Origin of the sequence: Caballeronia sp. NK8 (genome assembly GCF_018408855.1) — a bacterium.
Lineage (GTDB): Bacteria > Pseudomonadota > Gammaproteobacteria > Burkholderiales > Burkholderiaceae > Caballeronia.
This window is the reverse complement of the sequence record NZ_AP024324.1, coordinates 517,360-537,607: the sequence shown is the minus strand read 5'-3', so window position 1 is coordinate 537,607 and position 20,248 is coordinate 517,360. Positions and strand designations below refer to the sequence as shown.

The following is a 20,248-nucleotide window of genomic DNA, read 5'->3' as shown; positions in this document are numbered from 1 at the left end:
GGTCATGTCGTCATCCGGTGCGCGCGTCCGCATGATCGAAGGCTCAAGGAAAGATCATTCGACATCGACCTGAACCTCATCGCCATCGATCCGTACAGCGAATGTCCTGATATCGACATCGACCGGACCCGATAGCGCTTTTCCCGTACGCACGTCGAATACGCCCTGATGCATCGGACATTCGATCTTGCCGTCTTCGAGATAACCATCCGACAGGCACGCGTGAGCATGCGTGCATGTATCGTGCGTGGCAAAGAACTCGCCGTCGAGGTTGTACAGTGCGATGGGAATGTTATCGACCCGGCACGCTTTCACGTTGCCGGACGAAACATCGGCAACATGTGCCAACGGTTTCCACGTCATCAGAATTGTCGCCTTGAGATGGGTATGAAGCGGCGATATCGGTAACATTCCTTTCAGGACCGGTGCGCTCTGTCCTGCCACATCGCCTTTGATTGATCCGTATTTTGCGGGAGATGATTCTGGCCCGCGTTGCTATTTCGTTGATGGAGCGTTCGCCGTTCGCGAACGCTGAAAGTGCCTCGGCCGGATCGGGACGATTCGACATCATGTGGTAACGTCGCCCCGATACGGGTCCGCACTGTGATGGAGACACCATGCGCTTCGATCTCACCGACCTGAGACTATTCGCGGCAGTCGCCGCATGCGGGAATATCACCAAAGCGGCCGAGAGTCTGCCAATGGCGGTTGCGGCGGCGAGTTCGCGCATCCGCGCACTGGAGGAATCTGTCTCGGCAGCACTCTTGCTGCGTCACAGCCGGGGCGTCGAGCTGACCTCGGCGGGGGAAGTGTTCCTGCAACATACGATCTCGATCCTGCGGGAAACGACGAAGCTGCGTCACGAGCTCTCGCAATTCGGCGAAGGTATGCGAGGCAATATCCAGCTCTATGCCAACACCAATGCGATCCACGAATTCCTGCCTTCGCTGCTTGCGCGATTTCTCGCGGACAACCCCACCATCAACGTCGACGTGCAGGAACATACGAGCCCCGAGACCGTGCGCGCGGTCGACGAGGGCAGCGCGGATCTCGGCATCATCGTCGGGCTGGTGAATACGCGTGAGCTCGCCGTCACACCGTTTCGCGGTGACCGGTTCGTCGTCATCGTGCCCGAACATCATTCGCTTGCCCATGAGCGTGCGATTCGGTTCCATCAGGTGCTCGAGTGGAATTACATCGGGTTGAACGAGCGCTCGTCTCATCAACAGTACGTTTCGAAGACTGCGCTGCTCCTTGGCCAGAGCATTCAGTTGCGAACGCAGGTCGAAAGCTTCGAGGCGGTGTGCCACATGGTGGCGGCGGGTGTCGGTGTATCGATCGTGCCGGAGTCGACGACGCGCCGGCTGCGCGACACGTTGCCGTTTTCCGTGGTCGATCTCGACGAGCAATGGTCGAGCCGTGAGCTGAAGCTCGTCTCCCGCCCGCAAGCGACGCTGGCCGCGCCAGTCCACAAGCTATTCGACGCACTGGCGCAGCGCGTTGCATAGTGCGTTGGCATCCACTCAACTGACGGAATCCCTCTCGGAGAGACCTATGCGTACCGTTTGGAAACCGCTGTGCGTCCTGGCGCTGGCTTGCTCCTTCCATGTCATCGCGCACGCGGACATCATCGCCTCCTGGAACTCGGTGCAGATGCCTTCACCGCCGCCATTGAAAACATTCACCGTGACGGACCCCGCACACACGGCGTTATTGCTGCTCGATTTCGACACCAGCACATGCAACGAGAACGAACGCCCGACTTGTGCGGCATCACTGCCCTCCGTACAAAACCTGCTGAACCAGTCGCGGCATTCGAATCTGATGATCGTCTACAGCCTGACGAGCACAGGCACGCTGGCGGCGGTGCCGCCGGCGGTGGCGGCCACCGGGGGCGAGACGGTCGTGCAGTCGGGCGTGGACAAGTTCTTCAAGACGGATCTCGAAGCGGCGCTGAAGTCGAGAGGCATCGAGACGGTGATCATCACGGGCACGATGGCGCACGGCGCGGTGCTGTACACGGCGAGCGAGGCCGCGCTGCGTGGGTTCAAGGTGGTAGTGGCGACCGACGGCATGTCGAGCAAGGACCCGTTCGGTGAATTGTCGGCCGCATGGGTTCTCGCCAATGCGCCGGCGAGCGTGAGCAAGAACGTCACGCTGAGCCGGTCGGGCATGATCCGGTTTCCGCAGTAAGCATGCAGCACAATGCACGTTTTGTCCGGGATAACGTCATCTCTGTCCGTTGATGGAAACGCGGTTCAACCTCTAAATTGGCATCGAAACCCATCGATACAGAGGAGACACCGCCATCATGGTTCATCAGATAACCCTTCGTTTTGAGGACGGAGCGACCCGCTTCATCGAGTGCGAAGAGGGCGAGCGCATCACCGATGCCGCCATTCGCGCCAGGATAAATATTCCGCTCGATTGCCGTGATGGTGTGTGCGGCACCTGCAAGGCGGTTTGCGAATCCGGCGAGTACGTTCTGGGCGACTGTGTGGAAGACGCGCTCAGCCCGGAGGAGGCGAGCGCCCGCAAGGTTCTCACTTGCCAGATGAGTCCGCGTTCCGACTGCGTGATCCACATCGCCACGAACTCGGATGTCTCGGGCACCGGTCCTTCGTCGCACAAGGGGCGAATTGTTGCCTGCCGAAGGGCGTCGGAGTCCACCATCGCCTTCTCGGTCGAACTCGAAAACCGCGCAGATCTTGGCTTTCTTCCTGGGCAGTATGTCAACATTCGGGTGCCCGGCACCGATCAGACACGGTCCTACTCCTTCAGCTCGGGACCGTCCGAGCCGCACGTGTCCTTTCTTGTGCGCAATGTGCGTCAAGGCGCGATGTCGAGCTGGCTTTGCGAAAACGCCAAAGTCGGGGACTCAGTCGAGTTTCGCGGCCCGATGGGAAGCTTCTATCTGCGCCCCATCGAGCGGCCGGTGCTGTTCCTGGCAGGTGGCACGGGCCTCGCGCCGTTTCTCTCCATGCTGGACAAGATCGTCGAGGAGGGCGGCAGCCCGTATCCGATCCACATGATCCTTGGCGTGAACAGTGACGAAGATCTGGTTGGCATCGACCGGCTCGAAACCTATGCGCAGCGCCTGCCGAACTTCACCTATGCCTGCACCGTCGCGAGCGCCGACAGCCGCCATCCCAACAAGGGCTATGTGACCCACCACATCAGCGCGTCCCAGCTCAACGGCGGCGATGCCGATGTCTACCTCTGCGGCCCGCCGCCGATGGTCGATGCGGTGCGCAGTCATCTGTCGTCCGAAGGGCTGACGCCGCGCAACTTCTACTACGAGAAGCTCGTCGGCACGGGCCTGGTGGTTCAGACCGGCGAGGAGCGCATCGCGCCTGTCGATGTCGATGAAGCCTTCGACCTGCGCATGGCGCTCGAACTGGGCGCCGCTCAGCTGACGATGGGCCGGCTGTCGAGCGAGCAATTGATCATGTTCCGCCAGCTCGCCGAGGCGACCGCGCCGTGCGTGTGCGGCCAGCGCTTTACCGATGTTCCGCGAGCGTAAGTATACGAAAGCAGCAAGCGCAGCCATCACGGTGATGGCCGCGCTTGTCATCGGATCAATCGGCGCGGAAAGCGGGGTCGATTTCTGGCCGCGACAGCAACAGTGTTCACGAGTGTCTTTGCTGCGGCAGCCAGTGCTATGGCCACCATCGCGCGGTGATCGAATCCCGCGGCTTTCAGGGCATTGACGTCGCTGTCCGATACCTGCGTCCGGTTCGTCGCGATTGCGGCAGCGAAACGACGCACCGCTTCCAGCCTTTGATCCTGAATCGTGCTCCCGCTCCGCATTGCCTGGACGACGTCCGCCGATGCGCCCAGTCTGGCCGCGAGAGTTGCATGCACGGCAATGCCGTAATCCGCTGAGTTTGCGCGGCTTGCGGAAACCATTGCAACTTGCTGTGCGATGGGGTCGAGCGAACTTGCCCCGAGCGACTGAAGCATCGCGATATAGGCTCCAAGCACCGACGGTTCGGCCGCAAGCGCGTAACCCAGGTTAGGCACGAAGCCGAATACCCCGCGCATGACGTCGAGCAATTCTTTCGCGTCAACAGGTGCCGATGCTTCTCCAAGTTCTCCGAACAGCGCCGCGCCTTGCGCTGAATCCACGGTGCGGGCCAGAAATGCCCGGATGATCGCCGCGACTTCGTCGAGATGCGATTCCAGCGGGAAGTGACCTGCATCGACGAAGTGAACTTCGGCATCCGGAAGATCGCCCCGGAAGGCTTCAGCGCCGGCGGGCAGAAAGAAAGGATCGTTCTTGCCCCAGACAGCCAGCATCGGTGGACGATGGGTACGGAAATATTCGTGGAAGCGCGGATACGCCGCTACGTTCGATCTGTAGTCGCGGAACAGATCGAGTTGAATGTCCGCGTTGCCCGGCCGATCGAGGAAGTGCTGGTCGAGCGTGTAGGACTCTGGAGCGATCAGCGACGTATCCGACTCCCCGTGCGTGTACTGGAATGACGTCGTCTCGGACTTCAGGAACGCGCGGAGGTTGTTGCGATTCTCGTCCGTTGCCGCTTCCCAGTAGGCGCGAATCGGATTCCAGGCATCACTGAGACCTTCCTCGTAGGCATTGCCGTTCTGTGAAATCAGCGCGCTCACGCGTTCCGGCCGCGACGCAGCCAGTCGAAAGCCAACCGGGGCGCCGTAGTCGAACACATAAAGTGCGTAGCGATTCAGCCCGATCGTGTCGGTGAAGCTTTCGACCACTTCGGCCAGATGGTCGAAGGTATAGGCAAAGGTGTTGGCATCGGGTGCATCGGAGAGGCCGAAGCCGGGCAGGTCGGGGGCCACTACACGATATTTGTCGGCGAGCCGGGCGATGAGCCCGCGATACTGATGGCTCGAAGTCGGAAAGCCGTGCAGCAGAAGGACAACGGGAGCGTCCTTGTGTCCGGCATCGCGATAGAACACATCGATGGTCGATCCCGTGCGACGATCAGCAACAGAGACAGTTTGATACGTGGGCGTGGCAGACATGACAAGCTCCAGTTTGGCGTGAAATCGAGGTGAGTGCATTGCGCGGCGAACCGGGCCGCGCAGCGCTAAGGATCACTCAACGTACCTTGGAAAACAGGCGCGGCAAGGACGTCACCAGAAGACTGAATGAAGCCGCGAGAAGCACCAGGTCTTTGAGAAGAAACTGGCCTGGCAGCGCGGAAATCGCAGGAAAGCCGCCGGCAGTTGCCTCGGCTACCCCCGGTGTCGTGACAAAGAAAGTCAACGTGATCAGGTATGTCATTGCGGACATCGCTGCGCCGAGCGCAGAGAGCACCGGAACGAATGCGCCGGCTGCAAGTGCAACCGCAGTGGACAGTTCCAGCGTACCGATCACATAGCTGGCACCCTGAATCCCGAATGCCGCGTGCAGCCAACTCATGATCGGGCTATTGGCGATGAACGGGGCAATTCCATGTGCCTCGTAGCTCGTAAACTTCATGCCGCCAAACCACATGAACACGATAACCAGAGACCATCGCAGCAGGGCCTGCGATATGTAAGTCCCTGAGGATCGTTCCGCGACTGCAAAGTCCGAAAACGTCGATTGACTGGTCGATGCCATGATGAAACTCCGTGTAAGAGAATAGTCGGGAGAATGGTCCCCCACTCGCAGCACGTCCTTTTGATGGTTGAAACGCGGTGCTGACGTCGTGAAGGCAGTCTGCGCATTTCCGGAGAATGGCGATAGACACTAAAATGTGGAATCGACCTCTCGTTTTCTGGAAGGCCATAGGCCATGGACCAGCTCGACGCAATGGCGGTGTTTCTCGCCGCAGTGGAAATGGGGAGTTTTTCGAAGGCGAGCCGAAGGCTGGGCGTTCCGCTCGCCACGGTCAGCCGCAAGATGGCCGATCTGGAGACATACCTGAGAGCAACGCTGTTGATCCGCTCAGCGAAAGGGCTCGAATTGACTCCCGCTGGCCGGTCTTACGCAACGTCGGCGAAAGCCATTCTCGAGCAGGTGCTCGAAGCGGAGCGAACCGCCGCGGGAGAGTATGCGGAGCCGAAAGGTGACCTGGTCGTTACTGCGCCAATCATGTTCGGCAGGCTGCACGTGTTGCCCGTTGTAACGCACTTCCTTGCTTCGTATCCGGAGGTCTCCGTGGGCCTGGTTCTGACCGATCGCGTCACCCATTTTCTCGACGATCAGGTGGACGTGGCGCTGCGGGTCGGGGAACTACCGGACAGTAACCTCGTTGCGGTCGGATTGGGTTCAATCAGACGCGTTGTGTGTGGCAGTCCGGAATATCTCGACACGCGCGGGGAGCCTGTCGGGCCGGAGGACCTCGCGCGTCACAGCGTGATTTCGTTCGAAAGCATATCGGCGTCGGTGCGATGGAACTTCTGGTCTGATGGCGACGAGATCTACGCTCCTATCAGGCCGCGCTTGAGCGTCAATACCATTGATGCCGCAATCGACGCCGGGCTTTCGGGCGTTGGCCTGGTTCGGGCGATGTCCTATCAGGTGGTCGAGTATGTACGCCAGCAGCGGTTGCGCGTCGTCCTGGAGGGGTTCGAGCCCGAACCGCGCCCGGTTCACCTCGTCTACGACAGGCAACGCAGACTGCCTCTGAAATTGCGCACGTTCATCGACTTCGTGGTTCCACGCTTGCGAGAACGGGTGATGGAGGCAAGTCTTTGAGAAATCGACACGTGCAGGTCGAGCATCGCCGATTTTACGGCGCGTTGCTCGTCATTCGAACAGCGGCGTGACCGCTCGATTCAAGCGTTGAACCGCTTGCCTCGGCGGTCATCTTCTCGAATAGTCGGCATGTGAGCGCCCAGCGGCTGAAGCGATCCGGTCCAACCGGCTCAGAAGCTCGGTGGCGTGCTTTTCGAGCGGGTAGGGCAAGTCTGGATCGACGAGAATCGTCGCAATTCGCTCTCGCCAATAGTCGGGTTTCAACACGGCATTGCGCTGAGCGTGAAATTCATCGGCCATGCGCTCAAGCTCCAGAATCATCGCCCGAATGTGAGCCAGCTCCTGCTCCTCACGATAGTCGCGTGACATAAGCGTCTCTCGTCCGTGTCTGTGATGATCAAACAGCGTCTCGGTTATGCCCGGGATGACTTCTACCGGCGGGGGTGCGATTCACGACATCGCCATGTCTCTTGAAAGGGTTCTTGCCACTTTCTCAGGTCATGCCGCCGACGCTCTTCGCGCCGATAGTGCTGGGCGATCAAGACTGCCGCAACCAGCATGACCGCAATGCCGATGACGATCGGTACCCATGACTCGCTCATTTGAATCTCCGAAATGCGCTTATGTGCGCGCACGCATCGTTGCTCGGTCGACCTCGCTCCTTCGAGCGCGGATCTTGCCAGGCGCGAAACCGAACCGCTGTTTGCCGAGGACCGCTCACCCCGGCCGGGCAGTTCTGCACGAGGCAACCGGCCACAGCATGCCGAGCTGTCTCGCCAGCGCGTGGCCGGCTGCGGTAACACGTGCCTGACCTGATTTGTGCGTGATCGTGTCGATGTATGCGAGGCCACGGCGGGCGAGTGCCCAAAAATCCAGCGAGTCGATCTGGACCTGAGCGGGCGACCGGACGAGTCGAATCAGCGTGGCAAGTTCGTGAGGGGTCAGCGTCTGGTCCATGTGCGGGATCTTGTGTCCGAAGCGCTACCGAGCCTGAAGTCCGATAAACCAGTATGACGTTGGTGCCCCGCGCGCACAGGCAAGAAATCCATACACGTCGTGTAGGGGAATCTATACAAAATCGGCGGGACCGCGAATTCAGCGGCTCAAACGAGCAAGCCCTGCTCGAGCGCGTAACGCGTCAATTGTGCATTGCTCTTCAAGCCGATTTTCTGGCAGATTCGCGCTCGATACGTCGTAACGGTATTGGGACTCAGATGCAGCATGGCCGCGATATTGGCGAGGCTTTCGCCGCCCGCGATCAACTTCAATACCTCCAGTTCGCGGTCGGACAGGGCTTCGTGTGCCGGACCCAGCGCTTCTCCGAAGTGCTCGGCGAAGCGTTCGGCGAGCGAGGGCGTGATGAACCTGCCGCCCGAGTGCACCTTGCGCACTGCGGCGATCAAGGTCTCGGCGGACACGCTCTTGGTGAGATAGCCGGCCGCCCCATGCTTGATTGCTCGCAACGCATATACCTCTTCGGCATAGATGCTGAGCATCAGTACGGCGAGCGCGGGTTGTCGCGTCCGCAACGACTTCACCAGCTCGAGGCCGCTGCGATCCGGCAGCGCGACATCGACGAGTGCGACGTCGAAAGGCTGGGTCTTGGCGAGCAGCAGGGCATCGGCGGCCGTCTGGGCCTCCGCGGCAACCTCGATATCGTCGCTCGTTCCCAGCATGAGCCGAACGCCATTGCGAACGACAGCGTGGTCGTCCACCAGCAACACCCTGATCACGGACTCAGCTGGCATACAGTGTCTCGAGCGGCAGCCGCAAGCTCACCGTGGTGCCCATGCCGGGCGCGCCCGCGATGGTGAGCGCGCCCCCAAAGTGCCGTGCGCGCTCGTGCATACCGGCGATCCCCCAGGATTGCTGCCCGAGCAGCCGCACGGCATCGATGCCCTGACCGTCGTCGCAGACTTCGAAGCACGCGAAGGCATCGTCGCATTGTGCGCGCACGATCATCGACTTTGCCTGCGCGTGCCGCACCGCGTTCGTGAGCGCTTCCTGAATGATGCGAAACAGCGCGGTGCCGAGTTCGGGCCCGACCTCGGAAGCGCTCAGCTTCGGATCGATCGTCAGCGAGCAGGGCACGCCTGTCTGCTTCTCGACCTGCTCGATATACCATTCGAGCGCCACCCAGATACCGAGGTCGTCGAGCACGGTCGGACGCAATTCGGTGATCACGCGACGGACCGTGTCGAGTGCGGTATCGGCCAGTTGCGTGGCCTCGATCAGTTGGGGATCGGGCGCGCGGCCTTCGCGCCGGGCGCGCTCGACTGCGACCGAGACATACGCCTTGATGCCCGTGAGGACGCCGCCAAGCTCGTCATGTATTTCGCGGGCGATGTGTCTGCGCTCGTTTTCGCGGATCCGGTGCTGGTGCGCGCTCAGCTCGCTCAGTGCCCGCTGAATATCGGCCCGCCGGGCGATCTCCAGCTGGAGCGCCTTCGTCTCGTGCTGCCATGCCGCCACGGCCAGCTGATACGGCACGGAGTCCTCAGCCGTCGCGACGAATGTCTCGGGCGGCAGAACGGCATCATGGGCTGAACAAATCGCATGAAATGCGCGCGCCTCGTCGATGCCCCGGAACACGCGTGTGGGATAAGCGCACAGCAATGAGAACGCATGCTTGTGCGAGAGATCATTCCACAGTTGCTCGAGACGCAGCGCAGCCTCGGGCTTTCCGCGTGCGCAAAGAATGGCGACCATCTCGCCGAACGCCCGTACGGGAACCTTGCCGTTCCCCGAGATCGTGTCGATCAGCGTGCCAAGGACCGCTTCGCAGCGCGTCGCGCTCGGCCATCCTTCGATCAGCAGTGCGTCCAGCGTCGCCTCGGCATCCAGCCAGACGACGTTGGCCGGACTTGCGAAAGAGGCCAACTCGAGATCCGTGGGCTTGTCGAGCACCCGTTCGATCTCCTCGCGGTGCCCACGGGTGGCGATGATGAGCGTTGGTTCTTCTGCCTGTGCGGCCTCACGGATAAAGCTGGCGACGCGCTCGCACAGAAACCAGTCGTTCTCGTAAAACTGCACGGCATGATTGCACATCGAAAGATCCTCGCCGCATTGCGCCTGGACGTTTGCCGTCGGTATCAACGATGCGACCGATCTTACCACTCGTGTGCGTGACCGAAACGTGCCTGCCTGCCGTGTGATCTCGTGTCATGAAGCCTTATTCGTGGTGCTTTCGGCGGTGATATTCGAGTTTGTCCATGACGCTGCCGGTGCACGGGAACAGTACGCGCTTCAACGATCCTCACGCAGCGGACCCTGATCCGGGCGCGTGATATCGAGGTAAGCGTCGACCGCGCTGCCGATGGTTGGATGAAAGCACGCGTCGGGAAAAATCGGCGTCAGCTCGAAGCGTCTGAGCTTGTCGCGGACGGGATCTTTCATCTCGGCAAAGTGCATCTCGATGCCGCGATCCTTCAACGCCCGATGCAGCTCGCGCAGCATGTCGGCGGAGGTCACGTCGACGCTCGTTACTGGCTCAGCCGTGACGACGACGCGCCTCACCCGGGTGGGCGCCTGATCCAGCGCGTCGATCAGGCGGTGCTGAAACAACTCTGCGTTTGCGAAGAACAACGGCGCATCCCAGCGAAACAGAAGAAGTCCGGAAATCTGTTCGGCGTTCGGGTAGCGCTTCAGGTCGTGATAGCCGCGCAATCCCTCCACCCGCCCCAGCACGGCGAAATGCGGACGCCAGCCGTCCCACAAGAACTCGATCACCGCGATCACCACGGCGATACAGATCCCGGGTATCGCGCCGAACAGGACGACCCCGACGAAGCAGCAGAGGGACAGCCAGAACTCCCATTGCTGGATGCGATAGATGCGCTTCAGGTCGCTGAACTCGAATAGCCCGATCGCCGCAGCGATCACGACGGCTGCGAGCGCGCTGTTCGGCAGATGGCGAAGCAGATTCGGCGCGGCGAGCAAAACGGCCGCGACGGCCAGCGCGCCGACGATGCCCGTAACCTGGGTTCGCGCTCCAGCCGCTTCGGCGACGGGCGTGCGCGAAGAGCTGCTGCTGATCGGAAAGCCCTGGAAGAGGCCGGTCGCGAGATTGGCGACGCCCAGCCCGATCATTTCCTGATTCGGATCGACGCGCACGTTGGCGCGTGCCGCAAAGGTGCGCGACAGCACGCTCGTGTCCGCGAACGCGATCAGCGCCACGGCGCAGCCGCCCAGCAGAATCCGGACGATGTCGGCGCCGCTCGCCCACGGCAGCGAGAACGAAGGCAATCCCTGCGGAATGGTCCCGAGCACCTTCACGCCTTCGCGGTCGAGATGAAACACCATGACGCACAAGGTTGCGAGCACGACCGCGATCAAGATGCCCGGCACCTTGTCGAAGCGCCTCAGGAGCAGAATGAGCACGAGACTGCCTGCGCCCACGGCAAAGCTGGACCAGTTGGCTTGCCCGGCGGCGATGCCTCTGGCGAGGTTGAGCAGATCGCGCAGCGGACCCTGGTCCTCGATGGAGATCGCGAAGAGCTTGGGCAACTGGCTGATCAGCACCGTCAGCGCGATGCCGTTCATGTAGCCGTAACGGATCGGCTTGGACAGCAGCTCTGTGACGAAGCCGAGCTTCAGCATGCCAAAGACGACGCAGACGAGACCCGAGACGATCGCCATCATGCCCGCGACGGCGATGGCGCGCGAGGGATCGCCCGACGCGCCGATCACGACGACCGCGAGGACCGGCGCCGCGAGCGCCGAGTCCGGGCCGAGCACGAGAATCCGGCTGGGGCCGAAGATCGCATAGGCGAGCAGCGGAACGATCGTCGCGTACAACCCGCATACGCCGGGGACGCCCGACGCCTCCGCGTACGCGATGCCGACCGGCACGAGCATCGTCGTCAGCACGATGCCGGCGATGATGTCGTTCTTCAGCCAAGCTGCGCGATAGTCCCTCAACATCGTCACGATCGGCAGATGACGCGTCCAGCGCTCGATGGCGGCGGTGGCTGTCTGACGTGAGTGAGCCGTGTGGTCGGTTTCCATGGATCGGCGCTCGTGAAGCGTTCAATGAAGAAAGTGCCCCGGCACGCGCAGCGCGGCGACGGCCATATCGATCAGATCAAACGCGAACGCGAGCATGACGGCGCAGAACACGCAGACCACGGGATAGATTCGCCAGTCGCTCACGGCAACCCGCGCTGGGTGTTATCGCATCGGCGGCGCGATGGGTTGCCACGTCCGTGCCGCATGTTGCGAATATCTGTTGATGATGATATTCAAGTTATGCGGTCGATTCGAAGCAGCGCTCGATCCTCGACGGGGCAGGTGTCGATGGGATACATGCCTTCAACAATTACAGCATCACCGGTTCGATTGCAAACCACGATGGAGGCAACCATGCACAGAAGAGACTTTCTACAGTCAGGTGCCGCAGCGCTCGCTGTCGGCGGCCTTGCCCTGGCGGGTTCCCAAATGACGATCCGTGACGCCGCTGCCGCCGAGTCCAACGCCGCGAAGCGGCAGGCAATCGACGCCAAGGTTCAGGCAACCCTGTCGCGGCTGTACGTGGCGGTCAAGGGTTCAAAAGAACTCATCGCCAAGGCGAATGGCGTGCTGGTATTTCCGTCCGTGATCAAGGTTGGCTTCGTCGCCGGTGGGGAATACGGTGAAGGTGCGTTGCATGTAGGCGGCAAGTCGGTTGGCTATTACAGCACGGTAGCAGGCTCGTTCGGCCTGCAGGCGGGTGCGCAATCGAAGGCCATGATCTACGTATTCATGACGCACGAAGCGCTCAACAGCTTCCGAAATTCCAAGGGCTGGTCGGTCGGTGGCGAAGGTTCCGTCGCGCTGCTGAAGGTCGGAGCGAACGGGGAGATCGATACAACGACGGCCACGGCGCCCGTCGAAGCGATCGTGCTGACGAATGCCGGTCTGATGGGCGACGTGTCGCTTGCGGGCACAAAGGTTTCGCGGCTGAAAATCTAAACGATGCTGCCGATTTAACTATGCACGTCAACCACTAGCGAATCGAGGCAAGCCGCTTGTGATCGAGTCGGATCACGTGTTGCGCGGCGCGTTCGGTTATGTCGTCCATGGTGGCTCCAGTGATCTCCAATGCAGGCACCCGATGCGAAGGCGTTGACTGTTCTTCCACCTCGCGTGACATGTCAATTGATCTGGATCAGCCCACATGAGCCTGACGCCACCGCTCGCACACTCATTCCGGTGCGGGCTCGACTTCGGTTGCAGACCAACTGATGCTCGATACCCCTCGCTCCATGCTCATCCGACTGGCCATTCGCTCAAGCCTTGCCTGGTCTTTCGGATGCATGCGAATCGTTGCCGTAACCTTGATTTGGGTTGGCTCGCTACCCGTGTCCTCGCTGGTCAGGCTCTGGAACGAAAGCGGTTGTGATTCCATTGCGTTCGATAACAGCGTGCGAATATGAATTTCATCTTCTTGCCGGCCGACGACACTCAGAACGTATTCGCGCACCAGATCCGCGCTGGAAACCGGCGTGGAATTGATAATGCGGCTCAAGTCGCGCAATAGTGTATTAGTGACGAGCACCACCCCTGTTCCAGCGAACGCAGGTCCGTAGTGCCCGCTGCCGCACAAGACGCCGACGGCTGCGGAACACCATAACGTGGCCGCCGTGTTGATGCCTTGTATGGAGCCTTTGTCGCGCATGATGACGCCCCCGCCGAGGAAACCTACGCCTGACACGACGTACGCCGCAATCTGCGTTACGCCGGCTTCGCCGTTGCCTGTCAGCATGCCAAGGGTGACGAACAGACAGGCGCCACTCGCGACAAGCGTGATGGTGCGCAAGCCCGCAGTGCGTTGACGAAGCTGGCGCTCGAGCCCGATAGCAACGCCGCAAGCAAACGCGGCCAACAGGCGCAATACGAAATCGATGCTCATCGATGCGATGTCTCTTTCTTCTTTAAAACCTGAAATCGTCTCACGACAGTATGTAGCTGGCGTGAATGTTCGATAGCGAGCCGATCCGCGTGGTCGCGGTGAGCCATCAGTCTGAGGTTAGAACTCAATCTTTCTCAGGGTAAGCAATGTACCGGATGATCTTCCAGCTGCCGTCGGGCTGGCGGCCGAAGACATCGAGACCCGTCTCATTGTTCGACTCCTGTTTGCCGTTCCCGGCAAGAGTCGATCTCCACGTCAGGCGAACGATCGCGAGGTCACCGGAGACAATGATCTCCTTGATTTTGAGGTCGTAAGAAAGCGATTGTGTAGTGTCGGCCAGCGCGCGGTGCAGACGGGCACACAGCAACGGGTAGGTCCGCTCGGGCGCGCCTTGGAAATCGTAACGAAGATCGGGTGCGAAGAGGTCGCAGATATGCGCGGCACGTCGTGAGTTGAAATCCACGCGCCACTGTTCCAGAGCGGAGCGGATGATGCTCGCGGGATCATTGTCGACTGTCGCTGCATTCAGCGCGCAAGGGAATAGGGTAAGGGCAACGCCCACCGTGGCGATGCGGAGGAACAGTCGATTCATTCCGGCTCCCAGTGTACGCGTGCGCAGCATTATTAGGATTCCAGCAGACAATTGTAGTACGCGGTCCCTCAAAGCATAAAGCTTCGGTCGACTTCAACTCTGATCTCTCTGAGCATCCAGCTTGATTGTTGCCGGTTGGACAACACCCTGTACGCATTCGCGATGCTACTGGCGTTCGCCGCTCATGAATAGCATCTGTCACACGGTCGGTCGAAACACGAGCAAAGCGAAGCGCCAGATTCGCGGTCGTGCTTGTGTACCGACCGCCCAGCGCGGCCAACCCCTCGAAGGAAAAGGAATACTGCAATGAGAGAACTAACCCGTAACGTGCGACCAGTCGTCACCAGCTTCGGCAAAGAAGGCACAGGCGAACTCGTGTCTTCCCGCTACGCGGTGCGCGTGGGTGACGTCGATGTCGTGCTGATCAGCGATGGCATTCTGCCGCTGCCGACTTCCACCATGTCCACCAATGTGAGCGAAAAGGATCGCAACGAATGGTTCGATGATCGTTTCCTGCAGCGTGATACGTTTGACTGGGCGCTGAACATCGCGCTCGTGCGTAGCGGCGAACGCCTGATCCTGATCGACTCGGGCGTGGGCGACGGCTTCGAATACTTCACGCGCGCGGGTCAGTCGGTGATGCGCCTGGAAACGGCTGGCATCGACCTGGCAGCGGTCACCGATATCGTGATCACGCATATGCACATGGATCATGTCGGCGGGCTGAACGTTGACGGAGTCAAGGCCAGGCTGCGCCCCGACGTGCGCATTCACGTGTCGGCCTCGGAAGTGGAGTTCTGGAGAAATCCGGACTTCACAAGGACGGTGATGCCGGAGACGGTTCCTCCCGCGCTGCGCAAGGCGGCCGCGAAGTTCGTCGAACTCTACAGTGAAAATATTGTGCAGTTCAATCAGAGCGTGGAGGTCGCGCCAGGCGTGAAGGCGCGCGTGACGGGCGGGCACACACCGGGACACTGCGTCGTGGATGTAGCATCAGACGGAGAAAAGCTGACTTTCGTAGGCGACGCGATCTTCGAGGTCGGCTTCGACAATCCCGATTGGCAGAATGGCTTCGAGCATGATCCTGAATTGGCCGTGGACGTACGTATCGCGCTGCTCAACGAAGCCGCTGAAACGGGCGCTCTGTTGGCCGCTGCACATGTCGCGTTCCCGTCAATCGGTCACATCGCAAAGAATGGTGACGCCTTCCGTTTCGTACCGGTGCAGTGGGACTACTGACGCATTCCCCACGCTCAATCGTCTTCGTATAGAGCACTCGGACGGAAGAATCGTTTTACCACGCGCGTTTCGCATTTCGACAATACGGTTCTTCTGTCGGCACCCCGCGTTTTTGATCATTGATCTGGGCGGTGCAATCAGCGCGGTAACGCTAAAATCTAGGTTTTAGCCCGGAATACGTGCATGTCTTTTGCCTCGCTTGGCCTGATCGATCGGTTGCTGCGTAATTTGCAGGACCTCAATTACCAGACACCTACGCCGGTGCAGACCAAGGCGATTCCTCCCGTGCTCAGCGGCAGGGACGTCATGGCTGCGGCGCAGACCGGCACTGGCAAAACGGCGGGTTTCGTGCTGCCGCTGTTGCAACGACTGTTGCAAGACGGTCCGGCGGCGTCCAGCAACCGCGCGCGCGTTCTCGTGCTGGTGCCCACGCGTGAGCTGGCTGAACAAGTGCTGCAAAGCTTTATCGATTACGGCAAAGGTCTCGACTTACGGTTTCTGGCCGCCTACGGCGGTGTGAGTATCAATCCGCAGATGATGAAGTTGCGCAAGGGCGTCGACGTGCTCGTTGCCACGCCGGGCCGTTTGCTGGATCTCAATCGCCAGAACGCCGTGCAGTTTGATCAAGTCGAAACGCTGGTTCTGGATGAAGCCGACCGCATGCTGGATCTGGGCTTTGCGCGTGAACTCAACGCCGTCTTTGCTGCCTTGCCCGCTCGGCGCCAAACCCTGTTGTTCTCCGCCACGTTCACCGATGATATCCGGGCCATGGCGGCAAGCATCCTGCGCGACCCGGTCAATATCAGCGTCAGCCCACCCAATGCCACGGCCAGCAAGATCAAGCAGTGGGTGGTGCCGGTGGATAAAAAGAACAAGCCGGAGCTCTTCATGCACCTCGTCTCCGAGAACGACTGGAAGCACGCGCTGGTGTTCGTCAAAACCCGCAAGGGCGTGGATTACCTGGCGGCCATGCTGGATGAAGCGGGCTATGCGGTCGATACCATCCACGGCGACAAACCGCAACCCGCGCGCCTGCGTGCGCTGGAGCGCTTCAAGTCAGGCGAAGTACGTATGCTCGTAGCCACCGATGTGGCGGCGCGCGGACTGGACATCGATGACCTTCCGCTAGTGATCAACGTTGATCTGCCAATCGTGGCGCAAGACTATGTGCACCGTATCGGCCGTACCGGCCGCGCGGGCGCAAGCGGCGTGGCGGTGTCCCTCGTGTGCGCCGATGAAGCGCCGCAACTGGCTGCGATCGAAGCGCTGATCCGGCATACGCTGCCCCGCGAGGAAGAGCCGGGGTTTGAAGCAGAACATCGAGTGCCGCAGACCAGTGAGACGGGCCAGATCATCAAGAAGCCCAAAAAGCTCAAGAAGCCGAAAGTGCCGCAGGCCGCGCCTGGCGCCATGCAGGCGCTCGGCAAAAAAATGCCGATGCAAAGCGGCGAAAAAGCGCGGCGCGTTGCGACCGCAGATAAAGGCACAAGCTTGTCCAGCGGCAATCCATTCAGCGTGCAAAAGCCATCTGGAAAGCGCGCGAACAAGCCAGCTTCGGGTTCACGCAAGCCGGCTGGCAAATCCGTTGGTGGACGCGGCAAACGCTAATCGTCATCCGTAGCGATCACTAATGCCCGCCCCGGAACAGACTGGAGGCTTACCGCTCGCCGGCAGGCAGCGGCGCGAATCGGGCGTTCATCGGGCGGCGGGCAATGGCGCGCTCAATCCAGTGGTCCTGGCGACTTGGGGGCCGAATAAACGTTGGAATCATGCAGGCCAAGCATCACGGCGCTACGGCAGGTGCGTTCGTTGGCTTCTGTCCAGCTGCCTTCTGCTGAGCATTCTGGAGATTCTGCGGGTAGTTAGTCTGGTTTCCGGCCGGGTTATACCCATTCTTCTCCAGCGTGCTCAACTCGGCGTTCTTCTTTGCGCGCCGCGCTTTGCTTTCCGCCTTCTTTTGCGCTTTGAGTTCCTGCTTTGACATCGTAGCGCCGGACGTGTCGGCGTCACTGGCCGCGGCTTGAGCTCGAAGTGCCGGGATCAAGACCAGACTCAACGTCATACCTGCTGCGCCAGCAAAAACGGACAGTTTCTTGAGGTTCATGCGTATCTCCGCATAGGTTCGTTTAACGACAGAACGCTGCTCCAACACAATTTGTCCTCTTCCTGAGAAGAACGAGTTCTCCTCGAATCGGAACGCCCAAACCGTAAGCGATGAGGCGTCGCAAGGGATACGGGGGTTAACCGCAAGTAAAAGTACAGCATAGCGCTGAGTGCTTTTGCGCGTTTGCTCGACGGGACATTTTCCCTGATTCCGCGAAAGAGATTCCCCGTTCTGCTCTTTGTTCGAGTGAACGGGGAATATAGACTCCGAAAAAATGAACAAGAGCAGTGAAGGAGAGGGCGATATGCGGAAAAGCCGTGGTTGGTTCCGCTTAACGCGCTGACGGCGACATTGGCTCGCGCGAAATATCGACACGTGTAGTTTGGATAACGAAATAAATGGAGACAAAACGATGAAGAAGTTCTTGTTCAGCGTATTCGCGCTGTCAACCGCGGCGACAGCCACGGCTCAGAGCAGCGTTACCTTATACGGCATTGTGGACAACGGTATCGTCTACGAGACAAATCAGCCGAAGGGTCATGTATTTGGAGCGCAGAGCGGAGGCTGGGCGCAATCCAGATTCGGCCTCAAAGGTGCGGAGGATCTCGGCGGCGGCACGCATGCGATATTCCAGCTCGAATCCCGCCTGAACACGATGAACGGCAGTTTCGCAAATGGAAGCTTCTTCGAGGGGCAGGCGACCGTTGGCCTGCAGAACGACACATGGGGGCAAATCAAGTTCGGGAACATGGGCTCGGCTGAGATCAGCCAGTATTCAGGCGATGTCGACCCGCAGCAAACGAAGAAGTACGCCATTGGAACATTGGTCCGCGGCCGCATCTTCTCGCAGGCGGCAAATGGCGTCGAGTACCTCTCACCGACGATTGCGGGGTTCACGTTGCAAGGCCAGTATGACCTGACCAACGCGCCGACCTGGAACGCAGGCAACCCGGGCAGCGCGCCGGGTCAGCTGGGCACCTCTACCGGGCTTGGAAGCGCGCAGGGACGTTCCGACGGCATCAAACTATCCTATGCGAATCGGGGCCTCTTCTGGCAGGCAACCTACGATGAAGTCCGCGACCCCAACGGACAGTTCAGCAACGTCTATCTGACATCTCGCTCGATTCTCACTGGCTTGACGTACGCTTTTGGACCCGTCACGGCGTATCTCGGCTATCAGCACTTGAGTGCTCCCGATGCATCAAATGCGGGATATTTCGGTACCGCGGCGCCGTCGGCATTGCCAGCGGGTACCAGCCTTCCGACAACGGTCAATCACGAATGGATTGGCGCGATCTGGCAGACAACGCCCGCGCTTGCTATCACAGGCGCGGTGTACCACGCCAACGCAAATAAGGGAAACGGGAACGCAACCCTTTACACACTCGGCGCGAACTATTTACTCTCGAAGCGAACGCTCCTCTACACTGAACTGGCCTACGTGCGCAACAGTTCGACATCCAACCTGGGCCTCGATGGTAGCCTGTACGGCGCGAACACCAATGATGACCCGGTCAACGGAAACCCGTCGAGCACCAACCCCAACTATGGGAAGAGCCAGTTTGGCGTGATCGCAGGCCTGGCGACAAGGTTCTGACGACGTCGGGAGGTCCGTGAGCCAATGCGCTTTCGGACCTCGCACCCTCACGAGCGAGTCGCAAGCGATCGAGTCAATCGCGAAAGCGACTGGCAATGTAATCCGGAATGTTCTCTGGAGTGACGACAACGACCGAAGAAGAAGTCGCGACGGATGATGCTGGCAGGAGCTTGTGATAGTGCATGATGTGATGACAGGCCGAACGCATGTCCTGTCGCAGGTCGTGATGCAGAATGGCCTGTATCCGTCCATCGCGCAGCAACTGCACATTGTCTCTGTCGAGGTCGTGTCCGATGAAGAAGGCGGGCGCTTGTTGCTGCGCCTCTAGCGCGCGAAGAATTGCGATGTTGCCGCCACCCATCGAGTAGACCGCCGTGACATGGGTATCGTCGCCGAGCGCGCTGCGGACTCGGTCCTCGGTCGGCATATCAAGGCCATGTCCGCCGCTCGCATCAACCAGCTTCAGACGCGGATGGTGTTTGCGCAATGCTCGACGAAAGCTTATCTCGCGTTCTTCCTCGCCACGGAAGTGTTCGTCACTCATCGTTATCAATACATTAGCGGGCTGCGGTCCCAGCAACAGGCCAAGAAGGTAAGCGGCCGTCGCGCCGGCGACTCGGTTATCGAGCCCTGCATAGGCAATGCGCCCTGACAACGGTATGTCGGTGACGATCGTGACGACCGGAATGCCGTGCCGCTGAAGTTCCGCCACAGCCTCTGCAATCTCGGGAACGTCCCGGGCTTTCAGCAAAACACCGTGACTTCCTCGTCGATTGATCGACCGAAGTGCCTGCACGACTTCCGAGGTCGTCATTGTCTCCTGCAACAGAAAGCGCGGCCGGACAACCGCCGGGTGCATGAGCGCGAGTTCGCCCTCGAGGGCATGCTTGATCTCATCGCTGAACCGCGACGGTGCCTCGGCCACAACATCGACGATCAGTTTTCGCCCTGTGTTCGCGAGATTCAACTCCTGCTTCTCGAGGTCCTTGATGGCTTGTTCGACTCTTTTGCGAGTGTGCTCGCGGACATTGGCGCGTCCGTTCAATACCCTGTCGACGGTCGCCACCCCGAGCCCTGCCTGAACGGCGATTTCCTTGATCAAAAACCGGTGAGCCAATCTGACCCTCCTGCACGGATAGATTTTTGATGTATTTTTGATG

General features: G+C 60.1%; 19 protein-coding genes and 1 pseudogene. 8 read left to right on the top strand and 12 right to left on the bottom strand.

The window, feature by feature from the left end:
* Positions 1-54 precede the first annotated feature (54 nt).
* Positions 55-363 (bottom strand): non-heme iron oxygenase ferredoxin subunit, encoded by a 309-nt coding sequence (locus NK8_RS24125; RefSeq protein WP_213230619.1) that lies wholly within the window; start codon positions 361-363, stop codon positions 55-57.
* Between the two features lie 254 nt (positions 364-617).
* Here NK8_RS24125 and NK8_RS24120 point away from each other — a divergent pair, with 254 nt between their 5' ends.
* From NK8_RS24120 to benC, 3 genes and pseudogenes are all read left to right on the top strand, one after another.
* Positions 618-1,508, top strand: a complete 891-nt coding sequence (locus NK8_RS24120) for a LysR family transcriptional regulator (protein WP_213230617.1) — start codon at positions 618-620, stop codon at positions 1,506-1,508.
* A 46-nt stretch (positions 1,509-1,554) separates the two neighbouring features.
* Positions 1,555-2,193 carry an isochorismatase family protein gene (locus NK8_RS24115; RefSeq protein ID WP_213230615.1) on the top strand — a complete coding sequence of 213 codons (639 nt, stop codon included), beginning with the start codon at positions 1,555-1,557 and terminating at the stop codon, positions 2,191-2,193.
* Between the two features lie 118 nt (positions 2,194-2,311).
* A pseudogene (gene benC / locus NK8_RS24110) lies at positions 2,312-3,517 on the top strand (benzoate 1,2-dioxygenase electron transfer component BenC); the annotation flags it as partial.
* A gap of 53 nt (positions 3,518-3,570) precedes the next feature.
* Here the strand turns inward: benC and NK8_RS43715 are convergent.
* Both NK8_RS43715 and NK8_RS24100 read right to left on the bottom strand, forming a co-directional pair.
* On the bottom strand, positions 3,571-5,004 hold the full coding sequence (locus tag NK8_RS43715; RefSeq protein ID WP_367657792.1) for an alpha/beta fold hydrolase: 1,434 nt from the start codon (positions 5,002-5,004) through the stop codon (positions 3,571-3,573).
* 76 nt (positions 5,005-5,080) lie between these two features.
* Positions 5,081-5,587, bottom strand: a complete 507-nt coding sequence (locus NK8_RS24100) for a YkgB family protein (RefSeq protein WP_213230614.1) — start codon at positions 5,585-5,587, stop codon at positions 5,081-5,083.
* Between the two features lie 174 nt (positions 5,588-5,761).
* Between NK8_RS24100 and NK8_RS24095 the strand changes: the two genes are divergently transcribed.
* On the top strand, positions 5,762-6,667 hold the full coding sequence (locus NK8_RS24095) for a LysR family transcriptional regulator (RefSeq protein ID WP_213230613.1): 906 nt from the start codon (positions 5,762-5,764) through the stop codon (positions 6,665-6,667).
* Between the two features lie 108 nt (positions 6,668-6,775).
* Here the strand turns inward: NK8_RS24095 and NK8_RS24090 are convergent, their stop codons facing one another.
* From NK8_RS24090 to NK8_RS24070, 5 genes are all read right to left on the bottom strand, one after another.
* Positions 6,776-7,036, bottom strand: a complete 261-nt coding sequence (locus tag NK8_RS24090; protein ID WP_162068565.1) for a hypothetical protein — start codon at positions 7,034-7,036, stop codon at positions 6,776-6,778.
* A gap of 348 nt (positions 7,037-7,384) precedes the next feature.
* Entirely contained in the window at positions 7,385-7,624 is a 240-nt protein-coding gene (locus tag NK8_RS24085; RefSeq protein WP_213230612.1) for a hypothetical protein, read from the bottom strand.
* Between the two features lie 146 nt (positions 7,625-7,770).
* On the bottom strand, positions 7,771-8,343 hold the full coding sequence (locus tag NK8_RS24080) for a response regulator transcription factor (protein WP_232078085.1): 573 nt from the start codon (positions 8,341-8,343) through the stop codon (positions 7,771-7,773).
* 61 nt (positions 8,344-8,404) lie between these two features.
* A complete protein-coding gene (locus NK8_RS24075; protein WP_162068562.1) occupies positions 8,405-9,700 on the bottom strand; it encodes an MEDS domain-containing protein in 1,296 nt (431 codons plus the stop codon).
* Between the two features lie 213 nt (positions 9,701-9,913).
* Positions 9,914-11,674, bottom strand: a complete 1,761-nt coding sequence (locus tag NK8_RS24070; protein WP_213230611.1) for a SulP family inorganic anion transporter — start codon at positions 11,672-11,674, stop codon at positions 9,914-9,916.
* 354 nt (positions 11,675-12,028) lie between these two features.
* Between NK8_RS24070 and NK8_RS24065 the strand changes: the two genes are divergently transcribed.
* A complete protein-coding gene (locus NK8_RS24065) occupies positions 12,029-12,616 on the top strand; it encodes a YSC84-related protein (RefSeq protein WP_213231541.1) in 588 nt (195 codons plus the stop codon).
* Between the two features lie 232 nt (positions 12,617-12,848).
* Here NK8_RS24065 and NK8_RS24060 read toward each other — a convergent pair whose 3' ends face one another.
* Both NK8_RS24060 and NK8_RS24055 read right to left on the bottom strand, forming a co-directional pair.
* Complete coding sequence (locus NK8_RS24060) at positions 12,849-13,556, bottom strand: MgtC/SapB family protein (protein ID WP_162068560.1); 708 nt, start codon at positions 13,554-13,556, stop codon at positions 12,849-12,851.
* Positions 13,557-13,680: 124 nt separating this feature from the next.
* Positions 13,681-14,148, bottom strand: coding sequence for a DUF4440 domain-containing protein (locus tag NK8_RS24055; protein ID WP_213230610.1), 468 nt, complete (start codon positions 14,146-14,148; stop codon positions 13,681-13,683).
* A gap of 306 nt (positions 14,149-14,454) precedes the next feature.
* Between NK8_RS24055 and NK8_RS24050 the strand changes: the two genes are divergently transcribed.
* Positions 14,455-15,387 carry an MBL fold metallo-hydrolase gene (locus NK8_RS24050; RefSeq protein ID WP_213231539.1) on the top strand — a complete coding sequence of 311 codons (933 nt, stop codon included), beginning with the start codon at positions 14,455-14,457 and terminating at the stop codon, positions 15,385-15,387.
* A 183-nt stretch (positions 15,388-15,570) separates the two neighbouring features.
* Positions 15,571-16,995 (top strand): DEAD/DEAH box helicase, encoded by a 1,425-nt coding sequence (locus NK8_RS24045; protein ID WP_213230608.1) that lies wholly within the window; start codon positions 15,571-15,573, stop codon positions 16,993-16,995.
* Between the two features lie 175 nt (positions 16,996-17,170).
* Here NK8_RS24045 and NK8_RS24040 read toward each other — a convergent pair whose 3' ends face one another.
* Complete coding sequence (locus NK8_RS24040; RefSeq protein ID WP_213230606.1) at positions 17,171-17,491, bottom strand: hypothetical protein; 321 nt, start codon at positions 17,489-17,491, stop codon at positions 17,171-17,173.
* A 412-nt stretch (positions 17,492-17,903) separates the two neighbouring features.
* Here NK8_RS24040 and NK8_RS24035 point away from each other — a divergent pair, with 412 nt between their 5' ends.
* Positions 17,904-19,088, top strand: a complete 1,185-nt coding sequence (locus NK8_RS24035; protein ID WP_213230604.1) for a porin — start codon at positions 17,904-17,906, stop codon at positions 19,086-19,088.
* A 73-nt stretch (positions 19,089-19,161) separates the two neighbouring features.
* Here the strand turns inward: NK8_RS24035 and NK8_RS24030 are convergent, their stop codons facing one another.
* Complete coding sequence (locus NK8_RS24030; protein WP_213230603.1) at positions 19,162-20,205, bottom strand: LacI family DNA-binding transcriptional regulator; 1,044 nt, start codon at positions 20,203-20,205, stop codon at positions 19,162-19,164.
* Positions 20,206-20,248 lie beyond the last annotated feature (43 nt).